The organism is Granulicella sp. S190, from assembly GCF_009766095.1.
Classification (GTDB): Bacteria; Acidobacteriota; Terriglobia; order Terriglobales; family Acidobacteriaceae; genus Edaphobacter.
Window position 1 is genome coordinate 139,986 of the sequence record NZ_LMUD01000014.1, and the last position, 17,978, is coordinate 157,963.

Genomic DNA, 17,978 nt, shown 5'->3' on the forward strand with positions numbered 1-17,978 from the left:
GCTGTTGGGGTTGAGGTACTGCGCAGCGGAGTAATTCTGGACTGAGCGATTGCTGTTAAGGGCCTTGCCGATGATGCTGGCACGATCTTCGTTCTCGCCCGTACCGCTGTTGTCCTGGCCAGTGAGGATGTTGACCGGCTCACCGTCCTGAAACTTGAGAATACCGTTGATTTCCCAGCCATGTGTCAACAACCGCGGCCCGTGCGCCAGGCTCGGAATGTCGTAGCTGAGATAAGCTGCAAAATGGTTGCGGATGTCGTCGTTCGCGTTACCCCAGTCGCCAGCAAGATTGGCGGAGTTTTGCGGGATTGTGTTGAAGACGCTCGAGTCATCTAGGTTGTGGCTCCAAGCGTAGGCAAACTGGCTGGTGAGGCCATGCCATGAGGTGCTACGCAGCGTAACCTGTAGCGCGTTGTAGCTGGACGCGGCGGCGGAGTTTATCTGGTTGATGATGCCGAAGTTAGGATACTGACTGAAGTACGGACGCGAGGCCTGCTGTGCCGAGAACGAGTTGCCTATCACGGTGACGGTGCCAGGATTCTGATCCGATCCCAGGGCCGACTGGTTGATATCTTGCAGAACGAGGTTGTGGCGGCTGAGGGTGCCCACGTAGCCAACGTTGAGCTGCCAACTCCGGCCCAGGCTCTGCTCGACGTTCAGACCGAAGATCTGGGCGTAGGGCGTTTTGAAGTGACGGCTTACCGAGTAAATGGAGACCACGTTGCTGCCTGTGGGCTGACCTTGGCTCGCCGTGAAGATAGGCGTTGTCTGGTTGAACGTCCATATGGGTGCAGGCGTAGTGGGCGAGTTGAGAACGATGGACTCGTTCGGCTGGCTGCCGACCGGGTTATTATTGACGCCACCAGCGCCCCCGTTGGGAATGCCGATATTGCCAAAGAAAGCCTGACCGGCGGGCTGATCATAGTAGATGCCGTAGTTGGCGCGGATGACCGTGCCCGGGTTCGCCTGGTAGGCGAGGCCGACGCGCGGCGAGAGGTTGATTTTGTTGCTGTTATAGATGTAATCCGGCGTGCTCGCCCCCCCGCCTGCCTGCACCAGACCACCGTTGTTGGGGTCGAAGACGGAGAGGTTTGGATCGTTGGTGTAGAAGGGCTGCTGGTAGTCATATCGCAGACCGAGGTTGACGTTCAGCTTCGGCGTGATCTGCCAGGAATCCTCCGCGAAAGCTGTTCCGGTGTGGGTGTAGATGAAGCGCTCCTGCGTGCCGAGCGTGATGGTGGATTGATAAGAGTAGCCGGCAAGAAAGTCGGCCAGGTTCAGGACGTTCGAGTCTGCGACGGAGGCATCGTTTGCCCAGGGCCCGAGCACGCCGCCGGTGCCAAAGTTGAAGGCGCCGCGGCCACCCCAGTTGTAGTAGAGGTCGATGTAAGCGCGGCGATACTCAAGACCGAAGCGCAGCTGGTGCTTGCCGAGCGTCCAGGAGACCGTATCCGAGATATGTCCGGTGATGTCATTGCGGCCCGAGGTGGGCGTGATGCCGATCGAGTCGAAGCCGTTGATTGCGATCTGTGGAGCTCCGGAAAGAGAAGCGCCAGTGTTGAGGCCAGCCAAGGCCAGGGGATCCTGGTTGTGCACCGCATCGGAGAAACCCTGAGTAAAGTAGCTGACGCCGGCAGCAAGCTGGTTGCTCAAGTTAGGGTGAAGGCTGTAGTTCCAGACCACATCGTAGTTTTGGATGTGCGAAGGAACGGTCTGGAAGTATTCCGGCAGGTAGCTGCAGACGAATATGCAGTCAGGAGCTACTGCATAGCCTTGGCCGAAGTACCAGCGCGCGGAAAGGTGGCTTCGATCGCTAAAGTTATGGTCGATCTTGGCGACGATGTTGTGGCTGTAGCCACTCTGCGGCGCTGTGCTGGAGTAGTTGCCCGGGGTGCCCGGAAGGTTGGCAATGGCCGACGGGTCCCACAGAGTGCTGAGAACGTTTTGCGAGACCTGGCTGGGCTGTACACCGTATTTGGTCAGTTCCGCGAGCGCCAGCTTCTGGTAGGCAGGCGATGGTTCGGTGACAGTATTCGCTCCACCGATAACGAACTTCTGTTCTTCGTAGGTAAGAAACAAGAAGGTATGGTCGCGCCAGATAGGTCCACCGACTGAACCACCGTAGTTCTCGTTACGCAGCGGCGACGAGGGTGAACCGGGTGCCGTAAAGGGCGATCTAACGGCCAACGCCTCGTTACGGTTGTAGTAGTAGGCCGACCCGTGCAGCGTGTTGGTGCCGGACTTGGTGGTGATGTTCAGCGTACCGCCGGGGCTCCGACCGGATTCGCTATTGCCGTTAGTTTGCAGTGAATACTCGTCAAGTGCATCGACGGGGTATACCACGCCGGCGATGCCGCTGATGCCACCTTGGTTGACGGCGTCGACGTTCAGATACAGATCGTTATTGTCCGTACCGTCGATGGTGTAGTTGAGCTGATTGCCGCGTGTGCCGTTGACCGAGCCTGAGTTGTTGTACCCGGCGAAGGAGGCCGAGGTGCCTAGAAGTTGCGTGAAGTCGCGTCCGTTTAGAGGCACGTCCTGTAGTTGTTTGTTGCTGAGAACCGTGGTCTGCGTGGTGGTCGTTGTATCGAGCGAGAGGGCGCTGGCCGAGACCTCAACCGTGACAGCCTCCTGCAGGACGTTCAGCTTGATGGGGAGCGTGTGAACACTGCCAGCTGAAACCTGTACGCCGTTGATCACCTCGGTCTGGAAGCCGCTGGCTGTGATTGCCACCTTGTACTCGCCGAAGGGCAGATCGTTGAAAGAAAATTCTCCGGCACTCGAGGAGGTCGTGTTGTAAACGGTTGCTGTGGCGATGCTGGTGGCAACGATATGCGCCTGCGAAATGACTGCTCCCGAAGGATCGGTGACAGTGCCATTGATGCCGCCTCGGAAGGTCTGTGCCAGCAATGGCACAGAGAACTGTGGCAAGAAAGCAAGCAGGCTTGAAAAAGCCACTAACCACCTTCTAAATTGTTCCATTGTTCCTCCATAAAGTGATACAGGTCGTCCGCCGATACTGCTGAAAGAAGCTGCAGCAGTACCGCGGATGGTTGATGTATGTAGATGGATGAACCCGGAGGTTGCATGAGTCTGGCACTCACAGGTACAGCTCCACTACAGGGTGTCAGGGACTGCAACTATTGAATCTAACCATTCTCGGAGAACCGAAAAGAATGGCCGAAGAGTCAGCAATACTTTACTGCTTTACGCGCGCGCAGACGGAGGACAACAATAAGGGTGCTGAATCGAAGCCTGATTCATCATGGGATGAACAAGAGCATAACACAGCTTCAGCACGGGCTATTCCGACGACCTTTTGTCGGCGTACGAGCCCAGTAGACGCAATTGTGTGGGTGGGTGGCCCAGGTCTGAACGAAAAGAAAAGAAGTGCTATGGATTAGCGGTAAATCGCCGATTCACACAGCGAGGCTGAATGCAGATGAGTTGATGAGGTCTCACGACCTCGTCGGTTTTTGTGCAACCTGCTACACATTGAAACGTCAAGATGACGCATGTTTTGGCGGGTTACGAGAGCAAGTTTTACAGCGAGATGGATACTATTGCCGTGTCTGCGGAGCTTCAGGGCGAAGCAGACCTTCCATTGTGGTTCATCATCGCGTACCAGGAAAAATCTGTACTCCATCTTATGATTTTGCTTTCCCCTGGATGTCATGCGAAAGTCGGTAGGATGAAAGCGTTCTTTCCCATATGTCTTTGCTCCTGCTTGAGCTTTGGCGGGAATTGCATTCCGTTGGTCATGAGCAGACTGCATTAGACTTCGTGTCCATATGTATGCCTGCCTGATCCTCTCATCAGCTACACAGATCTGGTAAAAATGCTCTACGGTGAATTGGTGGCTGGTTCGTGTCCACCTCAGGAAAGAGTCCTGCGCCGTGCGCAAACATCGGCGCCGCGTCGATGTTGAGGCCGCCAAATGTGCGCAATTGTTTGTGCCGCCCCGCAATGACGTAAGAGGCGTCAACATTAGACAAACGCCGAATCAAACTATTCCGGTACTCTAGGCGCATGGTTAGCTCCGTCCGCTCTCTCATCAGCTCCGTGCTGTTCCTCGTGCTCCTCCCCGAGCTGTGCTTGGCCGTCGCTCAAGTCCAAGTCTCGGACCCGGCCGCAGATGTGAATCCATTTATTGGAACCACGAATGGTGGCAACGTATTCCCAAGAGCTACCGTTCCATTCGGCATGGTTCAGTTCTCGCCGGAAGCGGTCCCGTCTAAACCGAATCGCTTCATTGCGGCACCCGGTGGTTATGAGTTTGGTGCCTCTGCGATTCGCGGCTTTTCTCTTGCTAACGTCGAAGGTTGGGGATGCTGAATCGAGCTTGGATCCCGCGACAAGCACGGTCAACGGCTCAGTCACCAGTGGCAACTTTTGCGGCTACATCGGAAGCGCTGATAAGACATACGAGGATAGGCGGTTTTATTACACTCTTCACTTCACTGCTCACTTCGACGTCAAACCCATCGCTCATGGCGGTTGGCATGACACTACCCTCTATCCGGGAGGAACTACCGCCAAAGGAGGCACTGGCTTAGGCTCGAAAGGCTTCCCGGAAGCTGGCCACGGCTCTGGTATTTACCTGACCTTCGCACCCGGTTGTCCATGTCCGCATAGGCATCTCTTACGTTTCGGCACGCAATGCCGAAGAGAACCTACAGGCCGAAGCACCGGTTCTCTTACGGCCAACGATATGGCTTCCAGAGCTCGCGCGAATTGGAATCGCCGGCTCTCGCAGATCACCGTTGATGGCGGTACCTCTGAGCAGCGCGTCGTATTTCGCACTGCGCTTTATCACTCCTTACACCACATATAGCGACTCGAACGGCGACTACGAAGGTATGGATCACCAGATTCACCATCTTTCATCTGGCCAGCACACGCAGAATGCAAACTTCTCCGGATGGGACGTCTACCGCTCTCAATTGCAACTGCTCACCTGGCTCGACCCCGACATCGGCAGCGACATCGCTCAATCCCTTCTTAGTCAATCTCGGCAAGATAATGTCGGTGGGATCGATGGACACACTTATCCTATGCTACCCATGTTATGAATGGCGATCCTGCCGCACCTTCGATAGCGGATATTTACGCCTTTGGCGGTCACAACTTTTAAGCCAGGGCCGCCCTTGCTTCCCTCATGTACGCGGCTGACGTACCAACGAAAGAAGATCTCAGCCATGCAGGTTGTCCCGTAGAGTGCGTCGGGCAGCGTCCTGGTCTGGACCAGTGGCTCAAACTTCACTACATCCCAGTAGGCGCACCCGCATGGGGCGCCGCGGCCGATACCCTCGAAGACTCCACTTCCGATTTTGGCATCTCCGCACTTGCGGCCACCTTGGAGACCGTGGCACGGAAATACGCTTTCTGAAACGCGCCCAGAACTGGAAGAACATTTGGAACCCAAACGCTACCCCTGAAGGTAGCTACATGATGAGTCGAAACGCCGATGGCAGCTGGCCAGCTTTGCTACAGGATGACGACGACGATAATGATCCCACGCCTAAGCCTTCTCTCCGGCAACTGGTGCTGGGTTTGTCGAGGGTACTGCCGCCCAATACGGGAGTCTTCTATTCCCTCACATCGCCGTTCATCGAGCGGGTGGCGATCTCCATATCTCTGCCCTGCTGCTGCCGCCAACAGCCCGTATGTCCATCAACTCCTCGTCAACGGGAAGATCAGCACGAAGACTTTTCTCCCGGAGTCTTTCACTCTCTGCGGCGGTTCGCTTTCCTACGTCCTTTCTTCAATACTAGATAAGAAGTGGGGCACACACTTGGACGACGTGGCACCATCGTTCCACCCACACTAAAACTTAGGCGTTGTTGCTAGAAGAATCGTCCATGTTAAGAGTTTTTGTGAGCAAGCGTTACTTACTGTTGAGCAAGCGTTTACGGGTGCGAGCGTCTCCATCATCGTCTCAGTCCTTGAAGACGTTGGTAATTGGAGTAATATGATCCGTCTAGCACTCCCTAGCGGGTTGCATCGTGTTCATCGCCATACTTGAATCGGGCCTAAAAACTGCGGTCACACACGCCGATACGTCCCTACACGGCGTCTAGCGGACCGACTGCGACGTGGCGATCGGTTTTCGGAGGTTATGCAATGGCACTTGACAGAAATCTGCCTGGAATCCAAAGCCTCAAGCATGTAGTTGTATTGATGATGGAAAATCGTTCTTTTGACCATATGCTCGGCGCGCTCAAGGCTACGAACCCCGCAATCGACGGCCTTAGCGGCAATGAGTCCAACCCCGACACCACCGGTGCCGCGATTACGGTCCAGCCTCTCGCACAGTACCAGAGCCAGCTCGACCCAGATCCCAACCACCACTTCGCCGCGGTCAACCTTCAAATCTTCGGCGACCCGCAGCACGGGCCACCGCTCCCCGCCACCATGCAGGGCTTTATCAAGAGCTACTACAACCAGCAAAACAATGTTCAGCACTCGCACGATATCCTTTATTACTTCACCCCGGACAAGCTCCCTGTTCTAACCACCCTCGCCACTCAATACGCCGTCTTCAATCGCTGGTTCGCCTCCATCCCCGGCCCCACTATTTGCAACCGCGCTTTCGCGCACTACGGCACCGCCTTTGGCCAGGTCAGCATGGACATCTTTTACGAAGGCAAATCCATCAAGGCGATCTACGATCGCTTGCTCGCTGCCAACCACACGACCAAGTTGTTCTACTACGACGAAGCCAGTTCCACCATGGAGGTGGTCAATCTCCTCCAAAATGAGCCTTCGCTCTTCGGCACTTTTCCCGACTTCCTCGCCGCCTGCAAAGCTAACGCTTTGCCTGATTACTGTTTCATCGAGCCCAACTACACCGACCACCCCTCGCCCGACGGCAGCGGCGAAGCCATCGCCTGCGACCAGCACCCCGACCACGACGTCCGCGCTGGCGAGATGTTCATCGCACAGGTTTATAACGCGATCCGCACCAATCCCAACCTTTGGCCCAATACAGCCCTGCTCGTCGTCTACGATGAGCACGGCGGCATCTACGACCACGTTCCGCCGCCCTCTTGCCCACCCGACACACCCTTCATTGCGCAGCCTGCCGACACAGGGACCCTCGACGCATTCGTCTTTGATCGTCTCGGCGTCCGCGTTCCAGCCATCCTAGTCTCCCCTTGGGTACAGGCCGGAACGGTGATCGATGACGTCTTCGATCATGCCGCAATCCCCGCTACGGTCGCCGACTTCTTCCAACTTCCGGACACCCAACGCTCCCAGCGCGAACTCAACGCAGGCACTTTCCTCGGCCATCTTAACCTTCCCGCCATGCGTGCCGACAACGAATGCCCCAGCTTCGCCATTCAAACTAAACCCTAAACAGGAGGTTCTCGTGGATTCCATTCCCGTTCCTGCGCCGCCACCCTCCGCCTACAACCCTAACCGCCGAGTCTCCGACCTCATCCTCGGCCAGCTCAAACACTTCCAGCACGTCGAGCAGAAGCACGGCAATCTCGGCATCGATCCCGCTCTCGCGCGTGACATCTATACCGAGGCCGGCGCGGCGCGCTACATCACCGCCATCACCCGCGCCCTTCGCGGCAGAGCTGCAGCCCAACCCGTTGCAGCGACGTCACCCTCGACTCCGCCACCCCCCACGAACGTCGCCGTGCTGCTTATGCCCAAAGCGGTGAAGCAACCCTCCAAGGTCCGTTTGGCGATCGCTGCATCGGCCGCAAAGCCCCCAGCGAAGAAGGTCGCAAAGAAAACCGCTGCAAAAAAGCCTGCCCAATACTCTTTCAAGAGGAAGAAGTAATGCGTACGCTCTCAAACATCGTTCTCGTCGTTGTGCTCGCAGCTCAGGCGGCAGTCGCGCAGGACAACGGCAATGGCAACGAGAGCCGCATCCACTCCGACTTCCGCCGCGAGTGGCTTGACCTCCACCCCTGCCGCGAGCAGCTCGTCAAGCCCTGTTCCGAGTTCACCCCCGGCCATCTCGTCGGTATCGGGCAGGCCCTTGTTACGGATCAGCCTCTGCACCTCGCCCTCGGCAGCCTTGCTCCCCAGAACGGCTTCGCCCTTGGACTCGCCTTCGTTGAGCACAAGGATTTCGTCAGCGAGCGACGCCTCACCTTCGACACAGACGCCGTCGCGACCAAGAACGGCTCTTGGCGCGCGGGCTCCTGCCTCACCACCTACAAGCTCCCGCAATCAAACGATCAGATCGTGGTTGTCATGGGCACGCCTCCGCCCCGTCAACAGATTCCCTCTGTGAAGGTCGCCCCCGTCTTCAGTCTCTACGCCGAGGCTACCTCGCTCAACACCCTCTACTTCTATGGGCTCGGACCCAATACCGTCCCTGCCGGCAAAGCTGCCTTCGGTCTCACCGAGACCATCGCGGGCGCCAGCGCTCTCCTGCCGCTCAACAAAGCGGGCATCTCATTCACCGTAGAGTTCAACAGCCGCTTCCCGCAGCTTCGCCCCGACAGCAAGGATGGCATGCCAACTGTTAGCGCTCTCTACACCGAAGCCACCGCGCCCGGCCTCACTCACTCCGCTACTTTCCTCCAGCCGGGCGTCGGCATCCAGATCCAGCCCGGTCTCTTCGACAACCGCCTTCGCCTCCACTACTTCGCCAACTTCCAGGACTTCGCCAGCCTCGGCGGCACCGCTTACAGCTTCCGCCGCTGGACCGCCGACATCGGCCACGAGTTCGCACTCGACCGGCACGTGACTCTCACTGCCGCCGACCCTCACAACGGCCCCGACGCCTGCACCCCCGACGGCTCCCACTGCCCGCACATCTCCACCACCATCAACAACGAGGGCTCGGTCAACCTCCGCTTGCTTCTCAGCGGATCAGCCAGAAGCACCGGCAACGCCGTCCCCTTCTATTTCGACCCGACCACCGGCGGTTCCAACATCGACGGCAACCCTATCCTCGCCAGTTACCCCGACTACCGATTCCGTGCCGCAAATCTCGTTCTCATCCGAGGCACCGTCGAGCACGCCATCCCTAAACTCCCACTTGGGGCCTACTTCTCTGTCGACGCCGGCAAGTCCGCCCTCACCCGCAACGATATAGACTTCAGTAGCCTACGCCGCAGCTATTCAATCGGCCTAACCGTCCACGCTGGAGGTCTCCCCGTCGTCTACCTGCTTTTCGCATGGGGAGGCAACGAAGGCACCCACACCACCTTCTCTATTAGCAATACACTTCTTGGCGGCACAACGCGGCCTTCGCTCTTTTAGCCCGCTGCTCACTTGCCTCCCAACATTAGGGCTTGTCTCGCGCGACCTTCTAGGAACGGGTACTTCCTATAAGACGAATTGTCGATCACTCCTCAAACACAAGTTGACTCTCCTATCTCAACCAAGACTTTTCCTATTGCTCCTTCTTCCATTGCGGCAAACGCTTCGTAGATCTCTGCAGAGGGAAAGCGCCTATGGTTGAGTAATGGTGTTAGTCGGCCTGAATTGACAAGCGATGCGGGTTTATTTGACTCTCCCATAGTCCTACCCAATCAGCTTGTCGTATGAAAGTCGCTGAATTCCAGAATAGTGCCGCCACCGAATGCCGTGTTCGAAGTTGTTCTTGCTCGATAAATCTGCAAGTGCTTTCCAGCGCTGGTTATCACGAGGACGACCAACGCACGTACCGGCTGAAACAGGTTCACCGTGAAAAGATAGATTTTTTGTTTATAGAAGTGGCGATGCTCTGTGCTCTTTGCATGAGAGGTTCACTAAACTCGCGAAGACTTTCTTTTGAGTGACGATCCAGGAGATCAAGGCAATTGGCATAGCAAGCACAAACACATGCACAATCTGTTGCCTAATAGTCATGACCACAGCGCCTATGGATAGAATCGGATCATCATGGTTGAGGTGCGTAGCAAACGTGTCGCAATTACTCTCGTACTCGGCGCCGGCGTACTCGTTAACTATTTTGATCGCGTTAACCTGTCGATAGCGCACGACGCCCTTAGCCACAGCTTTGGTATCTCTGATGTCGTCTTCGGTTATCTCCTAAGCTCCTACAGCTGGACCTACGCCGTTACCCAGCTTCCAAGTGGAGCGCTCCTCGACCGGTTCGGCGTTCGACGAGTCATGCTGGTTTCGATTGTGATTTGGGCGATCGCCTCCGGTTTGGCGACCTTTGCTATCACCATCGCATTTTTATTCGCGGCCCGTTTTCTGCTTGGTATTGGGGAGGCTCCCACTTTTCCAGCTAATGCCAAGGCTATAGGCCTCTGGTTTGCTCCAGACGAACGTGGCGTGCCCACGGCCACCTTTGATGCTGCGGCGAAGCTCGCCATAGGCCTGGGCACGCCAATCTTGGGTCTCCTCCTCTTGCGGTTTGGCCTACGCGCTAGCTTCGGTGCAACAGCCCTTCTCAGCTTGCTCTTTGCCGCTGTATTCGCCAGTGTCTATCGAGATCCTGACTCGACAGAAGCGATACAGGACAAAAAGATCTCGATGAGTTCGTCCGGACAAATTCGTTTGGCCTCGTTGTTGCGACAACCCAAGATCTGGGGCGCTGCACTCGGCTCTGGGGCTTACAATTACTGCTTTTATCTGTTATTGACCTGGCTGCCGTTCTATCTCCAAAGCGGTTTGAAGATGACTTCCCGGAACGCCGTCCTTTGGTCTGCAGTGCCGTGGCTGTTTGCGGCCGCTGCTGGATTTGGCATAGGTGGTGTGCTCGTCGACGGGCTCTTACGCCGTGGCAGAGACGCGGATCTCGTCCGCAGAACTGTGCTTCTGGGTGGAACATCGTTCGGCTTGTTCGTGCTTGCGCCCGTGTTTCTCCATCAACCAAAGATCGTTCTGCTCTGCCTCACATTGGCCATCAGCGGATTGTCGGCAGCATCTCCGGTCGTATGGACGCTGCCTTCTCTACTGGCACCCGCTGGCGCTACGGGACGAGTCGGGTCATTGATGAACCTCTGCAATCAGATCGCAGCCATTACTGCACCCATCGTCACCGGCTACATCAGGGGTTGGACCCACTCGTTCTCCGGAGCATTCCTCATAGCAGGCGTCATCCTTCTACTGGGTATTGCGAGTTACGCCTGTCTGCTGGGACGCATCGACCGCGTTCAGATACCGGTTCACAATCGGTTTAGACTATGACAGATGAAGCAGTCGTCAAATCGAATACAACAAGCTCCTGTGAACAGGAGTGCAGCCAGCATCTATGACGGCTCTGTTAAGAACTGCATCTCTCCAGGCGCTTTTGCTGGAAGCACATCGAGCAACTAGAGATTCTTAGTTGAGGTCTGATCTGTAAGATGGAGAGATGAAAGCCCTCGTTCTTTCTGAATACAAGCAACTTGAGATTGTCGACATGGCGAGGCCTGAGCCTGCCGATGATGAGCTCCTCATTCGCATCCAGGCATGCGGCATATGCGGCAGCGATGTGCATGGGTACGATGGCAGCACCGGACGGCGTCTTCCACCCATCGTCATGGGACATGAGGCTGCTGGAATTGTAGAAGCGATCGGTTCTAAGATCACAGGATTTCGGCCGGGCGACCGTGCCACATTCGACTCGACTGTCTTCTGTGGAAGATGCTTCTTCTGTCTCAGGGGCCAAGTCAATCTTTGTGATGCGCGCGAGGTGATCGGCGTCTCAACGCCAGCCTTTCGACGCATGGGTGCATTTGCAGAGTACGTTACCGTGCCTGCGCGCATCGCATATCACCTTCCCGACAATATGCCCTTCACGCATGCAGCGCTGATTGAAGCGGTGTCTGTTGCCGTCCATGCTATCTCTATCACCCCGATCGTGCTCGAAGACACGGTCGTCGTCGTCGGAGCTGGAATGATTGGCCTTCTCACGTTGCAGGCAGCCCTGCGTGCCGGGGCCGGAAGAGTCTTCGTTCTTGATGTCGATGACACCCGCCTTGAACTGGCCCGCCGTCTCGGTGCAACCCATACCTTTAACTCCCGTAGCAGTGGCATGATCTCGGAGATCGTCCGACTCACCATGGGTCGCGGCGCAGATGTGGTCCTGGAGTGTGTCGGTACCTCCGTCACAGTGCAGCTCGCACTGGATGCTGTGCGCAAAGGTGGCACCGTAACGCTGGTTGGTAATATCGCGCCGACAATTGAGTTGGGACTACAGTCCGTCGTTACGCGCCAGATTCGTTTGCAGGGCTCCTGCGCTTCCTCCGGCGAATATCCCGCCTGCATCTCCTTGATGTCGCGCGGTGCCATTCAGGTAGAGCCTCTGCTCTCCGCCGTGGCGCCGCTCGAAGATGGAGCTGAGTGGTTTCGCCGCCTTTATGATCGGGAACCCGGTCTATTGAAGGTTGTCCTTCAACCCTAAGGATCTTATGAGTGATTCTCTGTTCTCTTTAGAAGGAAAGGTGGCTCTCGTCACAGGAACGAGCCGCGGTCTCGGCCAGTACTTTGCACGGGCGCTCGCTCGCGCAGGTGCCGACATCGCCATGACAAGCCGCGACAAACATTCGCTCTCTAATTTTGCCACCGAAATTCACATGCTCGGCCGCAAAAGCTTCTCTACCGATCTCGATGTCCGTGACTACACAAGCATCCAGAGTGCTGTCGCGGCCATGGAAGCGCACTTTGGCCACATCGACATCCTGGTCAACAACGCGGGCTGCAACATTCGCAAACCCGCGCTGGACGTAACCTGGGACGATTGGAACACGGTGCTCGACACAAACTTGCGCGGCTCGTTTTTTGTAGCGCAGGCAGTCGCTCGCGGCATGATGCATCGAGGCTATGGTCGCATCATCAATATTGGTTCTGTGACCAGCGTTGCCGGGTACGCTGGTCTTGGCCCTTATGGCGCAAGTCGAGGCGGTATACGGCAGCTCACCATGAGTCTCGCGGACGACTGGGGTGGTCACGGGATCACTGTCAATTGTCTCGCCCCGGGCTGGTTTCGCACGCAGCAGAATAAGGCACTCTACGAGAATGCCGCATGGGTGGAATACCTCACCGATCGCATTCCAGTCAAACGTCCTGGTCTTCCCGACGACCTCGACGGAGCCGTCGTCTTTCTCGCGTCGGAGTCGAGCCGCTACATCACGGGACAGACGCTTCTCGTCGACGGCGGTATCTCCACCGGAGCCACCAAGGCTACTGTCTAGCAAGACTTCATAGTCTGCGTGTAGTGGAAATTCGTCGCCAACGCGATAGATGCTCTTGCATGGGGCTGCTCGACGCGCGTTGCCGGGCAGCCTCGTGGCAGACAGCTCCAATCCGAGCGTGCTCCGAACTGACGATCAGCGTTGGCTTTAACTTGTTGATTCGGTGGTGGCCCGGGCAGGAGTCCAACCTGCGACCTTCGCGTTAGGAGTGCGATTTTGGCGCTTCATCCCTGTGCGATTCTGTGCGTCTCGGTGCGGCCTAAGTTATTGTTTACAAGCTGTTTGGGCTTCAATTAGTTAGCGCATTGATCTTGCACCGAAACGCATGGAATGACGCTGCGGTGTATCACATTCGTATCACACAAAGCTTTAGAATTGCCTTAGTGGAGACCGTCGCAGTGTCTCCAAGAGGGATTCTACATGGCTAAGGTTGCGGCACACGTCGAAGGCGTTTACGAGCGTATTCCCGGCTCAGGCATCTGGCACGCAAGGTACAGACAAGACGGAAAACTCGTGCGGAAGTCATTCGGCCGGAACCGCGCCGCCGCGATTGCTTACGTCGAGAAAGCTCGTACTCTGAAACGCAGCGGCGAGGGGTTCGTCCCCTCTACCGCCAAGGCAGCTCCCAAAACGAAAACAGAGTTGGAGGTCTCCGTCTCTACAACGACGGTCTCTGAACTCTGTGACGATCTCCTACGCCACATCAAGAGCAAGCCGGATGTTTATAAAGATCAACGGAATCCTCCCTTCCGTCTCGGCCTCATCAAGAAGCAGTTTGGCCATCGACCAGCATCAACGGTCAAGCCATTCGAGATCATGGATTGGCTGGAAGGTATGGATAGGGCGCCGGCGACCCTTAATCGCTACAAGGCCACATTTTCTGCCGTGTACCGGTACGGGAAGCAAAGAGACAAGGTCCAGGTAAACCCAGTAAGAGACGTCAGCCAACACCCGGTCAATAACGGCATCATCCGTTACTTGAAGCCGGAGGAAGAGAAACGACTGAGGGCGGTCCTTCAGGGAGCGGTTGATGCTTGCGGTCCTCAGAATGAAAGAAGACGGAAGAGACTGCTCCACCGGATTTACGAACTCGATATCGCGCTCGGTACGGGCATGCGCAAGGGAGAGCAGTATGGGCTGCGTTGGAGGGATATCGACTTCAAGCAGAAAAGCATTCTTCTGCGCGATACCAAGAACAAGTCGAGTCGCACGGTGCCAATGATCGACGACGTGGTGACCGCCTTTAAAGAACTTCGGAAGCTCTCGCTTGAACGTAAAGACAGAGCGATCGATAGGCCCAACTCTTCACCCGACGACGTAGTTTTCGGCATCGGCGACAATAAGAAATGGTGGGAAGCGGCCCTCAAAGACGCGAAGATCAAGCAGCTCCGTTGGCACGATCTGCGCCACACCTTTTGTTCCCGATTGGCTCAAGCTGGGGTCAGCCTGAAGGTGATTCAGGAAGCTGCTGGCCACAAGACAATCGCGATGTCGGCCAGATACGCCCATATGGATCACACGACGTTGCACAACGCGATGGCTATTCTCAACCGAGCGGATTGAGAAGTGGTTTCTCAGGGATTAGCCCACGCCAGCCAAGCCGCAGACCGTTCGGGTTATCTCAAGAGAAGCGCGTTTTCTATGAGCAGGTCACTGGTGTCAAGGGTTTGTTCTTTGTTTTTCCTTCATAGGGCTTTTGCTTTTGTTGTTGCTCTTGGTTTCGTTGCTCTCCACCGGGTTTCTATTCGCACTCTGGATGAGCTGTCTTGAGGCAAGCTCGGTGCCGGTTGGGGTTCGAAAGGAGAGTCGATGCTGCTATTTATCGGTCGGTCTTGGAAGACCAAAACGCGCACGCAGTCATCGGAACACGGTGTCGTCGCAACGGGTGAACAGGGTCATCTGCTAGGCCGCTTTTTCATAGAACGGTATGTACGGTTCTTGCGTGCTCCAGAGCCGATGGAGCAACACGGCTAGCTTGCGGGCTACTGCAACAACGGCCTTGCTCTTGGCCTGCTTGCCACCCCTTGCGGCTAAGTGCAGACCCCACTGTCGAAGCGCCGAGTCTCGTCCGTGCGGTCGAAGGATATGGTTGGAGCACTCGATCAGCAGACTTCGGAGGTATGCGTTGCCGGCATGGGTGATGCCAAGCTGAGGATCGTGGTCTCCGGACTGACTTCGACGAGGCCGTAGACCAAGATAGCAACCCACATCGCGACTTCGCCCGAACCGCTCCTTGCTGCCGAGCGTTAGCACGAAGGTCAGGGCGGTGAGGTGGCCGACGCCGTGAACCTTCAACAGCGCCTGCGTCTCCGGATACTCGGTCTGGCCGAGTTGCTGGATCTGCCGGTCGTACTGCTTGATTTTGACTGTTATCTCCGCAATCTGCTGGAGCACCGGACCGAGCGCCTGTGCCAGTCCAGGCGGCATGACCGCGAGGCTGCGCTGAGCGAAGCAGGTTGTGGCGGAGGCGGGCATACGGTATCCGGTTCTGTTCACGTTCCATTGCGTAACGGGCGACGAGTGTTTCCTGCTGGGCGACGTAAGCGGTTAGGGTTTCGTGCCAAGCCTCAGTCCCGAATGTCCGAAGGACCTTCAAAGCCCCGGGGTCAATTTGATATACAGCACTTGGACTGTTGACGGGACGATCCGGCTTGTCTGGGTTATAACAAGCTATACCGGCGTCAACGAACTGGTGCATCGTTTGCCGCCTGAAGGTCTCTCGCGTATTGGGAGCGTATTCCTTGCCATAGGTCTTTCGGACCCAATCCATCATTGGAGTGATTCCGAGAAGCGGGCTTTGTGCCTCTGACCAAGGCGCATCTGGCGCGAGGTTTAGAAGCGCTAGAAGACAAAATGCAGACCGTTCATTCTGCTGTGCTCTTGGCAGTCCGAGCGATACGATGGCCTGAAGCGCAGACTCTAGGATCTTTTCGTTGTTTGTCATACGGCGAGGAGTTCCAACCTTTCATCGATCATTTCCTGGGTTGGGCTCTCCTGCTTCATAGCCCATTCGCCAAGGCTCTGAAGCGCATGACGGCTAGGGTACTTCATCATCTTCAGGTCCGTTGCATTTATCCGCATCCTCGCTCCGATGATTGGGATTCGCCGGAAGAAGGACTCGGAAGCCGAGAAGGACATTCGCACCCAGAACCAGCCCGTCCTCGTCGGATTCCGTTCGGCCTATGTCTTCGACGTCAGTCAGACCGACGGCGCAGAGCTTCCCGAACTGTCCGAGCGCGTGAAGGGCAAGGTCGGAGAGTACCGCGAACGCCTGATTGATTTCGTGATTGCTCAGGGCATCGAGCTTGATTGGAAGGAGAGCATTTCTCCCGCGTTGGGTGTCAGCTACGGCGGGAAGATCGTTCTCTTTCCCGGTCAGGAAACCGCCGAGGAGTTTTCGACCCTCGTTCACGAACTCGCGCACGAGATGTTGCACAAGGCAGAACGCCGCACAGCAACCACCAAGACCGTCCGTGAGACGGAAGCCGAAGCAATCGCCTTTGTTGTCGGCAAGACCATCGGCCTCGATACCGGACGGGCATCCGCCGATTATGTTGTGTTCTCATTTATGTTGTGCTGCTCTCCAGGAGTCGCTCTGGGATAAGGTTCTCACGATGTGGAGACAACATAAATATTTGGCAGCATTTCTGGAGATGCAAGCTCAGCAGTACACGTGTCAAAAACGTACGGGGTCAATCTGTCTGGCCGAAAAACTGCATTACCAAGTGACCGCAACTCGCGGGCGAGAGCGATTGCATATGGAACACTCTGCCACTGTTTATGAATTCTCTCTGGGGCAAACAGATCTCAGTTCGAGCAAGGAGGCGAAGTCGAGGTTTTTTAACCTGCACCTAGTCAACAAAGGCTTGGGGCTCGTCGCGAGGCCTCTGATGGATACGGCAAATCTACCATGCATGATAAAGGACATTGTTCTGAGAAGAGGGCGCTCTACTCAGCCGCGAAGGTGTTGTAGCCGAGCTTCTTGAGACAGCGAATATGGTGCCGGGCGCGCTCCTCGTTCCGGCTGCTTTCAGGTGCCGGAGGATCTTCCCGATACGGAAGTCGTGCGGACACCCGATTCCGCTCCCTTGAACTCTCCCCGATTAGCTGTCGTCTACGTCGCGTGGATCTCTGAGTTCTCGGATTGCCAAGGGCGGAATAAAGCTGGGGCGGATCATCCCATGCCTGAGCAGATGGGCCAACCATCGACTGTCGTTCGGATCGGTCTTGTGTCCGCGCCTGTTCTGTACGTCTGCTGCATTTGCGAGGATCACACGAATGTGCGCCTCAAGCAGGTTAAAGACTGGCTTCCAGTAGCTGCCGGTACTCTCCATTACTGCGTGAATACATCCCTCGGCGACTAGCCATGAGGCGAGCCGCTGAAGCTCGCTCACGACCGTGCCGAATTTCTTGATTTGCGTATGGGGTTCGTCTTTGGGTCCGCCCGTCATGACGCAGACCACGACGAACTTCTTGCCGACATCGATGCCGGCACACCGCTCTAGAATCGCTTCGATCATCTGCACCTCCAATGCGGACAAGCAGCCGGCGGCGAGTTGGGCATATTGTTCTACGGGCTCAATCAGGTGTAGTGAGCCGCCGGCAGGTCAGATTATCCTTCGGGGTCAGACCACCAATAAGTCCGCGACCCTTTACCTGTTCGCACCCAAAGTCTCCACCGCCCTGAGGTTCCTGATCAAGAACCACGTTCTCATCCTCAGGTGCGGCCGCTCCGCGGCCATCGCTGATTATCATGCGTAGAACAATCTCTGAGCTTTTTCTTGTTGGTGTCGCGGCTGGAAAAAGTTCAGTTGCCACTCAGCTTCCTACGTCAAAATTTAGGTTGACAAGGTGGTTGCTCGCCTCTAGTATCCTTGG

13 protein-coding genes and 3 pseudogenes are annotated in these 17,978 nt (G+C 56.3%); 12 read left to right on the forward strand and 4 right to left on the reverse strand.

Annotated elements, in window-relative coordinates; translation table 11 throughout:
• Positions 1 to 2,982: TonB-dependent receptor (locus GSQ94_RS07065; protein ID WP_216843036.1), on the reverse strand; the 2,982-nt coding region annotated here is incomplete at its 3' end.
• Between the two features lie 1,047 nt (positions 2,983 to 4,029).
• On the opposite strand from GSQ94_RS07065, the gene GSQ94_RS21090 reads away from it, so the two are divergent.
• The 11 genes and pseudogenes from GSQ94_RS21090 to GSQ94_RS07105 all read left to right on the forward strand — a co-directional run bounded on the left by GSQ94_RS21090 (position 4,030) and on the right by GSQ94_RS07105 (position 14,663).
• Positions 4,030 to 4,335 (forward strand): hypothetical protein, encoded by a 306-nt coding sequence (locus GSQ94_RS21090; RefSeq protein ID WP_216843037.1) that lies wholly within the window; start codon positions 4,030 to 4,032, stop codon positions 4,333 to 4,335.
• Positions 4,271 to 4,834, forward strand: a complete 564-nt coding sequence (locus GSQ94_RS21795; protein ID WP_371417462.1) for a glycoside hydrolase domain-containing protein — start codon at positions 4,271 to 4,273, stop codon at positions 4,832 to 4,834. Before GSQ94_RS21090 ends, GSQ94_RS21795 begins: the two co-directional genes overlap by 65 nt.
• The gene (locus GSQ94_RS21100) at positions 4,767 to 5,072 is read left to right on the forward strand and encodes a glycoside hydrolase domain-containing protein (protein WP_216843039.1); all 306 of its coding nucleotides are present in this window, start codon (positions 4,767 to 4,769) and stop codon (positions 5,070 to 5,072) included. Before GSQ94_RS21795 ends, GSQ94_RS21100 begins: the two co-directional genes overlap by 68 nt.
• An 86-nt stretch (positions 5,073 to 5,158) precedes the next feature.
• Positions 5,159 to 5,778, forward strand: a pseudogene (locus tag GSQ94_RS21110) (glycoside hydrolase domain-containing protein).
• Positions 5,779 to 6,123: 345 nt separating this feature from the next.
• The gene (locus tag GSQ94_RS07075) at positions 6,124 to 7,359 is read left to right on the forward strand and encodes an alkaline phosphatase family protein (protein WP_158942877.1); all 1,236 of its coding nucleotides are present in this window, start codon (positions 6,124 to 6,126) and stop codon (positions 7,357 to 7,359) included.
• Positions 7,360 to 7,372: 13 nt separating this feature from the next.
• Positions 7,373 to 7,795: a hypothetical protein gene (locus GSQ94_RS07080; RefSeq protein ID WP_158942878.1), complete on the forward strand. Its 423-nt coding sequence runs from the start codon at positions 7,373 to 7,375 to the stop codon at positions 7,793 to 7,795.
• Positions 7,795 to 9,231 (forward strand): hypothetical protein, encoded by a 1,437-nt coding sequence (locus GSQ94_RS07085; protein WP_158942879.1) that lies wholly within the window; start codon positions 7,795 to 7,797, stop codon positions 9,229 to 9,231. The genes GSQ94_RS07080 and GSQ94_RS07085 overlap by 1 nt, the downstream gene beginning before the upstream one ends.
• 624 nt (positions 9,232 to 9,855) lie before the next feature.
• Positions 9,856 to 11,112: an MFS transporter gene (locus GSQ94_RS07090; RefSeq protein ID WP_158942880.1), complete on the forward strand. Its 1,257-nt coding sequence runs from the start codon at positions 9,856 to 9,858 to the stop codon at positions 11,110 to 11,112.
• Positions 11,113 to 11,278: 166 nt separating this feature from the next.
• Entirely contained in the window at positions 11,279 to 12,310 is a 1,032-nt protein-coding gene (locus tag GSQ94_RS07095; protein WP_158942881.1) for a galactitol-1-phosphate 5-dehydrogenase, read from the forward strand.
• 7 nt (positions 12,311 to 12,317) lie between these two features.
• The gene (locus GSQ94_RS07100) at positions 12,318 to 13,100 is read left to right on the forward strand and encodes an SDR family NAD(P)-dependent oxidoreductase (RefSeq protein WP_158942882.1); all 783 of its coding nucleotides are present in this window, start codon (positions 12,318 to 12,320) and stop codon (positions 13,098 to 13,100) included.
• 642 nt (positions 13,101 to 13,742) lie between these two features.
• The gene (locus GSQ94_RS07105; RefSeq protein ID WP_158942883.1) at positions 13,743 to 14,663 is read left to right on the forward strand and encodes a site-specific integrase; all 921 of its coding nucleotides are present in this window, start codon (positions 13,743 to 13,745) and stop codon (positions 14,661 to 14,663) included.
• A 339-nt stretch (positions 14,664 to 15,002) separates the two neighbouring features.
• Here GSQ94_RS07105 and GSQ94_RS07110 read toward each other — a convergent pair whose 3' ends face one another.
• Both GSQ94_RS07110 and GSQ94_RS21800 read right to left on the reverse strand, forming a co-directional pair.
• Positions 15,003 to 15,575 (reverse strand): transposase, encoded by a 573-nt coding sequence (locus GSQ94_RS07110; RefSeq protein WP_158942884.1) that lies wholly within the window; start codon positions 15,573 to 15,575, stop codon positions 15,003 to 15,005.
• Positions 15,576 to 15,627: 52 nt separating this feature from the next.
• Positions 15,628 to 16,044 (reverse strand): annotated as a pseudogene (locus tag GSQ94_RS21800) (restriction endonuclease); the annotation flags it as partial.
• Positions 16,045 to 16,173: 129 nt separating this feature from the next.
• Between GSQ94_RS21800 and GSQ94_RS07125 the strand changes: the two are divergent.
• Positions 16,174 to 16,656, forward strand: a pseudogene (locus GSQ94_RS07125) (DUF1738 domain-containing protein); the annotation flags it as partial.
• 547 nt (positions 16,657 to 17,203) lie between these two features.
• Here GSQ94_RS07125 and GSQ94_RS07130 read toward each other — a convergent pair.
• Positions 17,204 to 17,620, reverse strand: coding sequence for a transposase (locus GSQ94_RS07130; protein ID WP_158942886.1), 417 nt, complete (start codon positions 17,618 to 17,620; stop codon positions 17,204 to 17,206).
• Positions 17,621 to 17,978 lie beyond the last annotated feature (358 nt).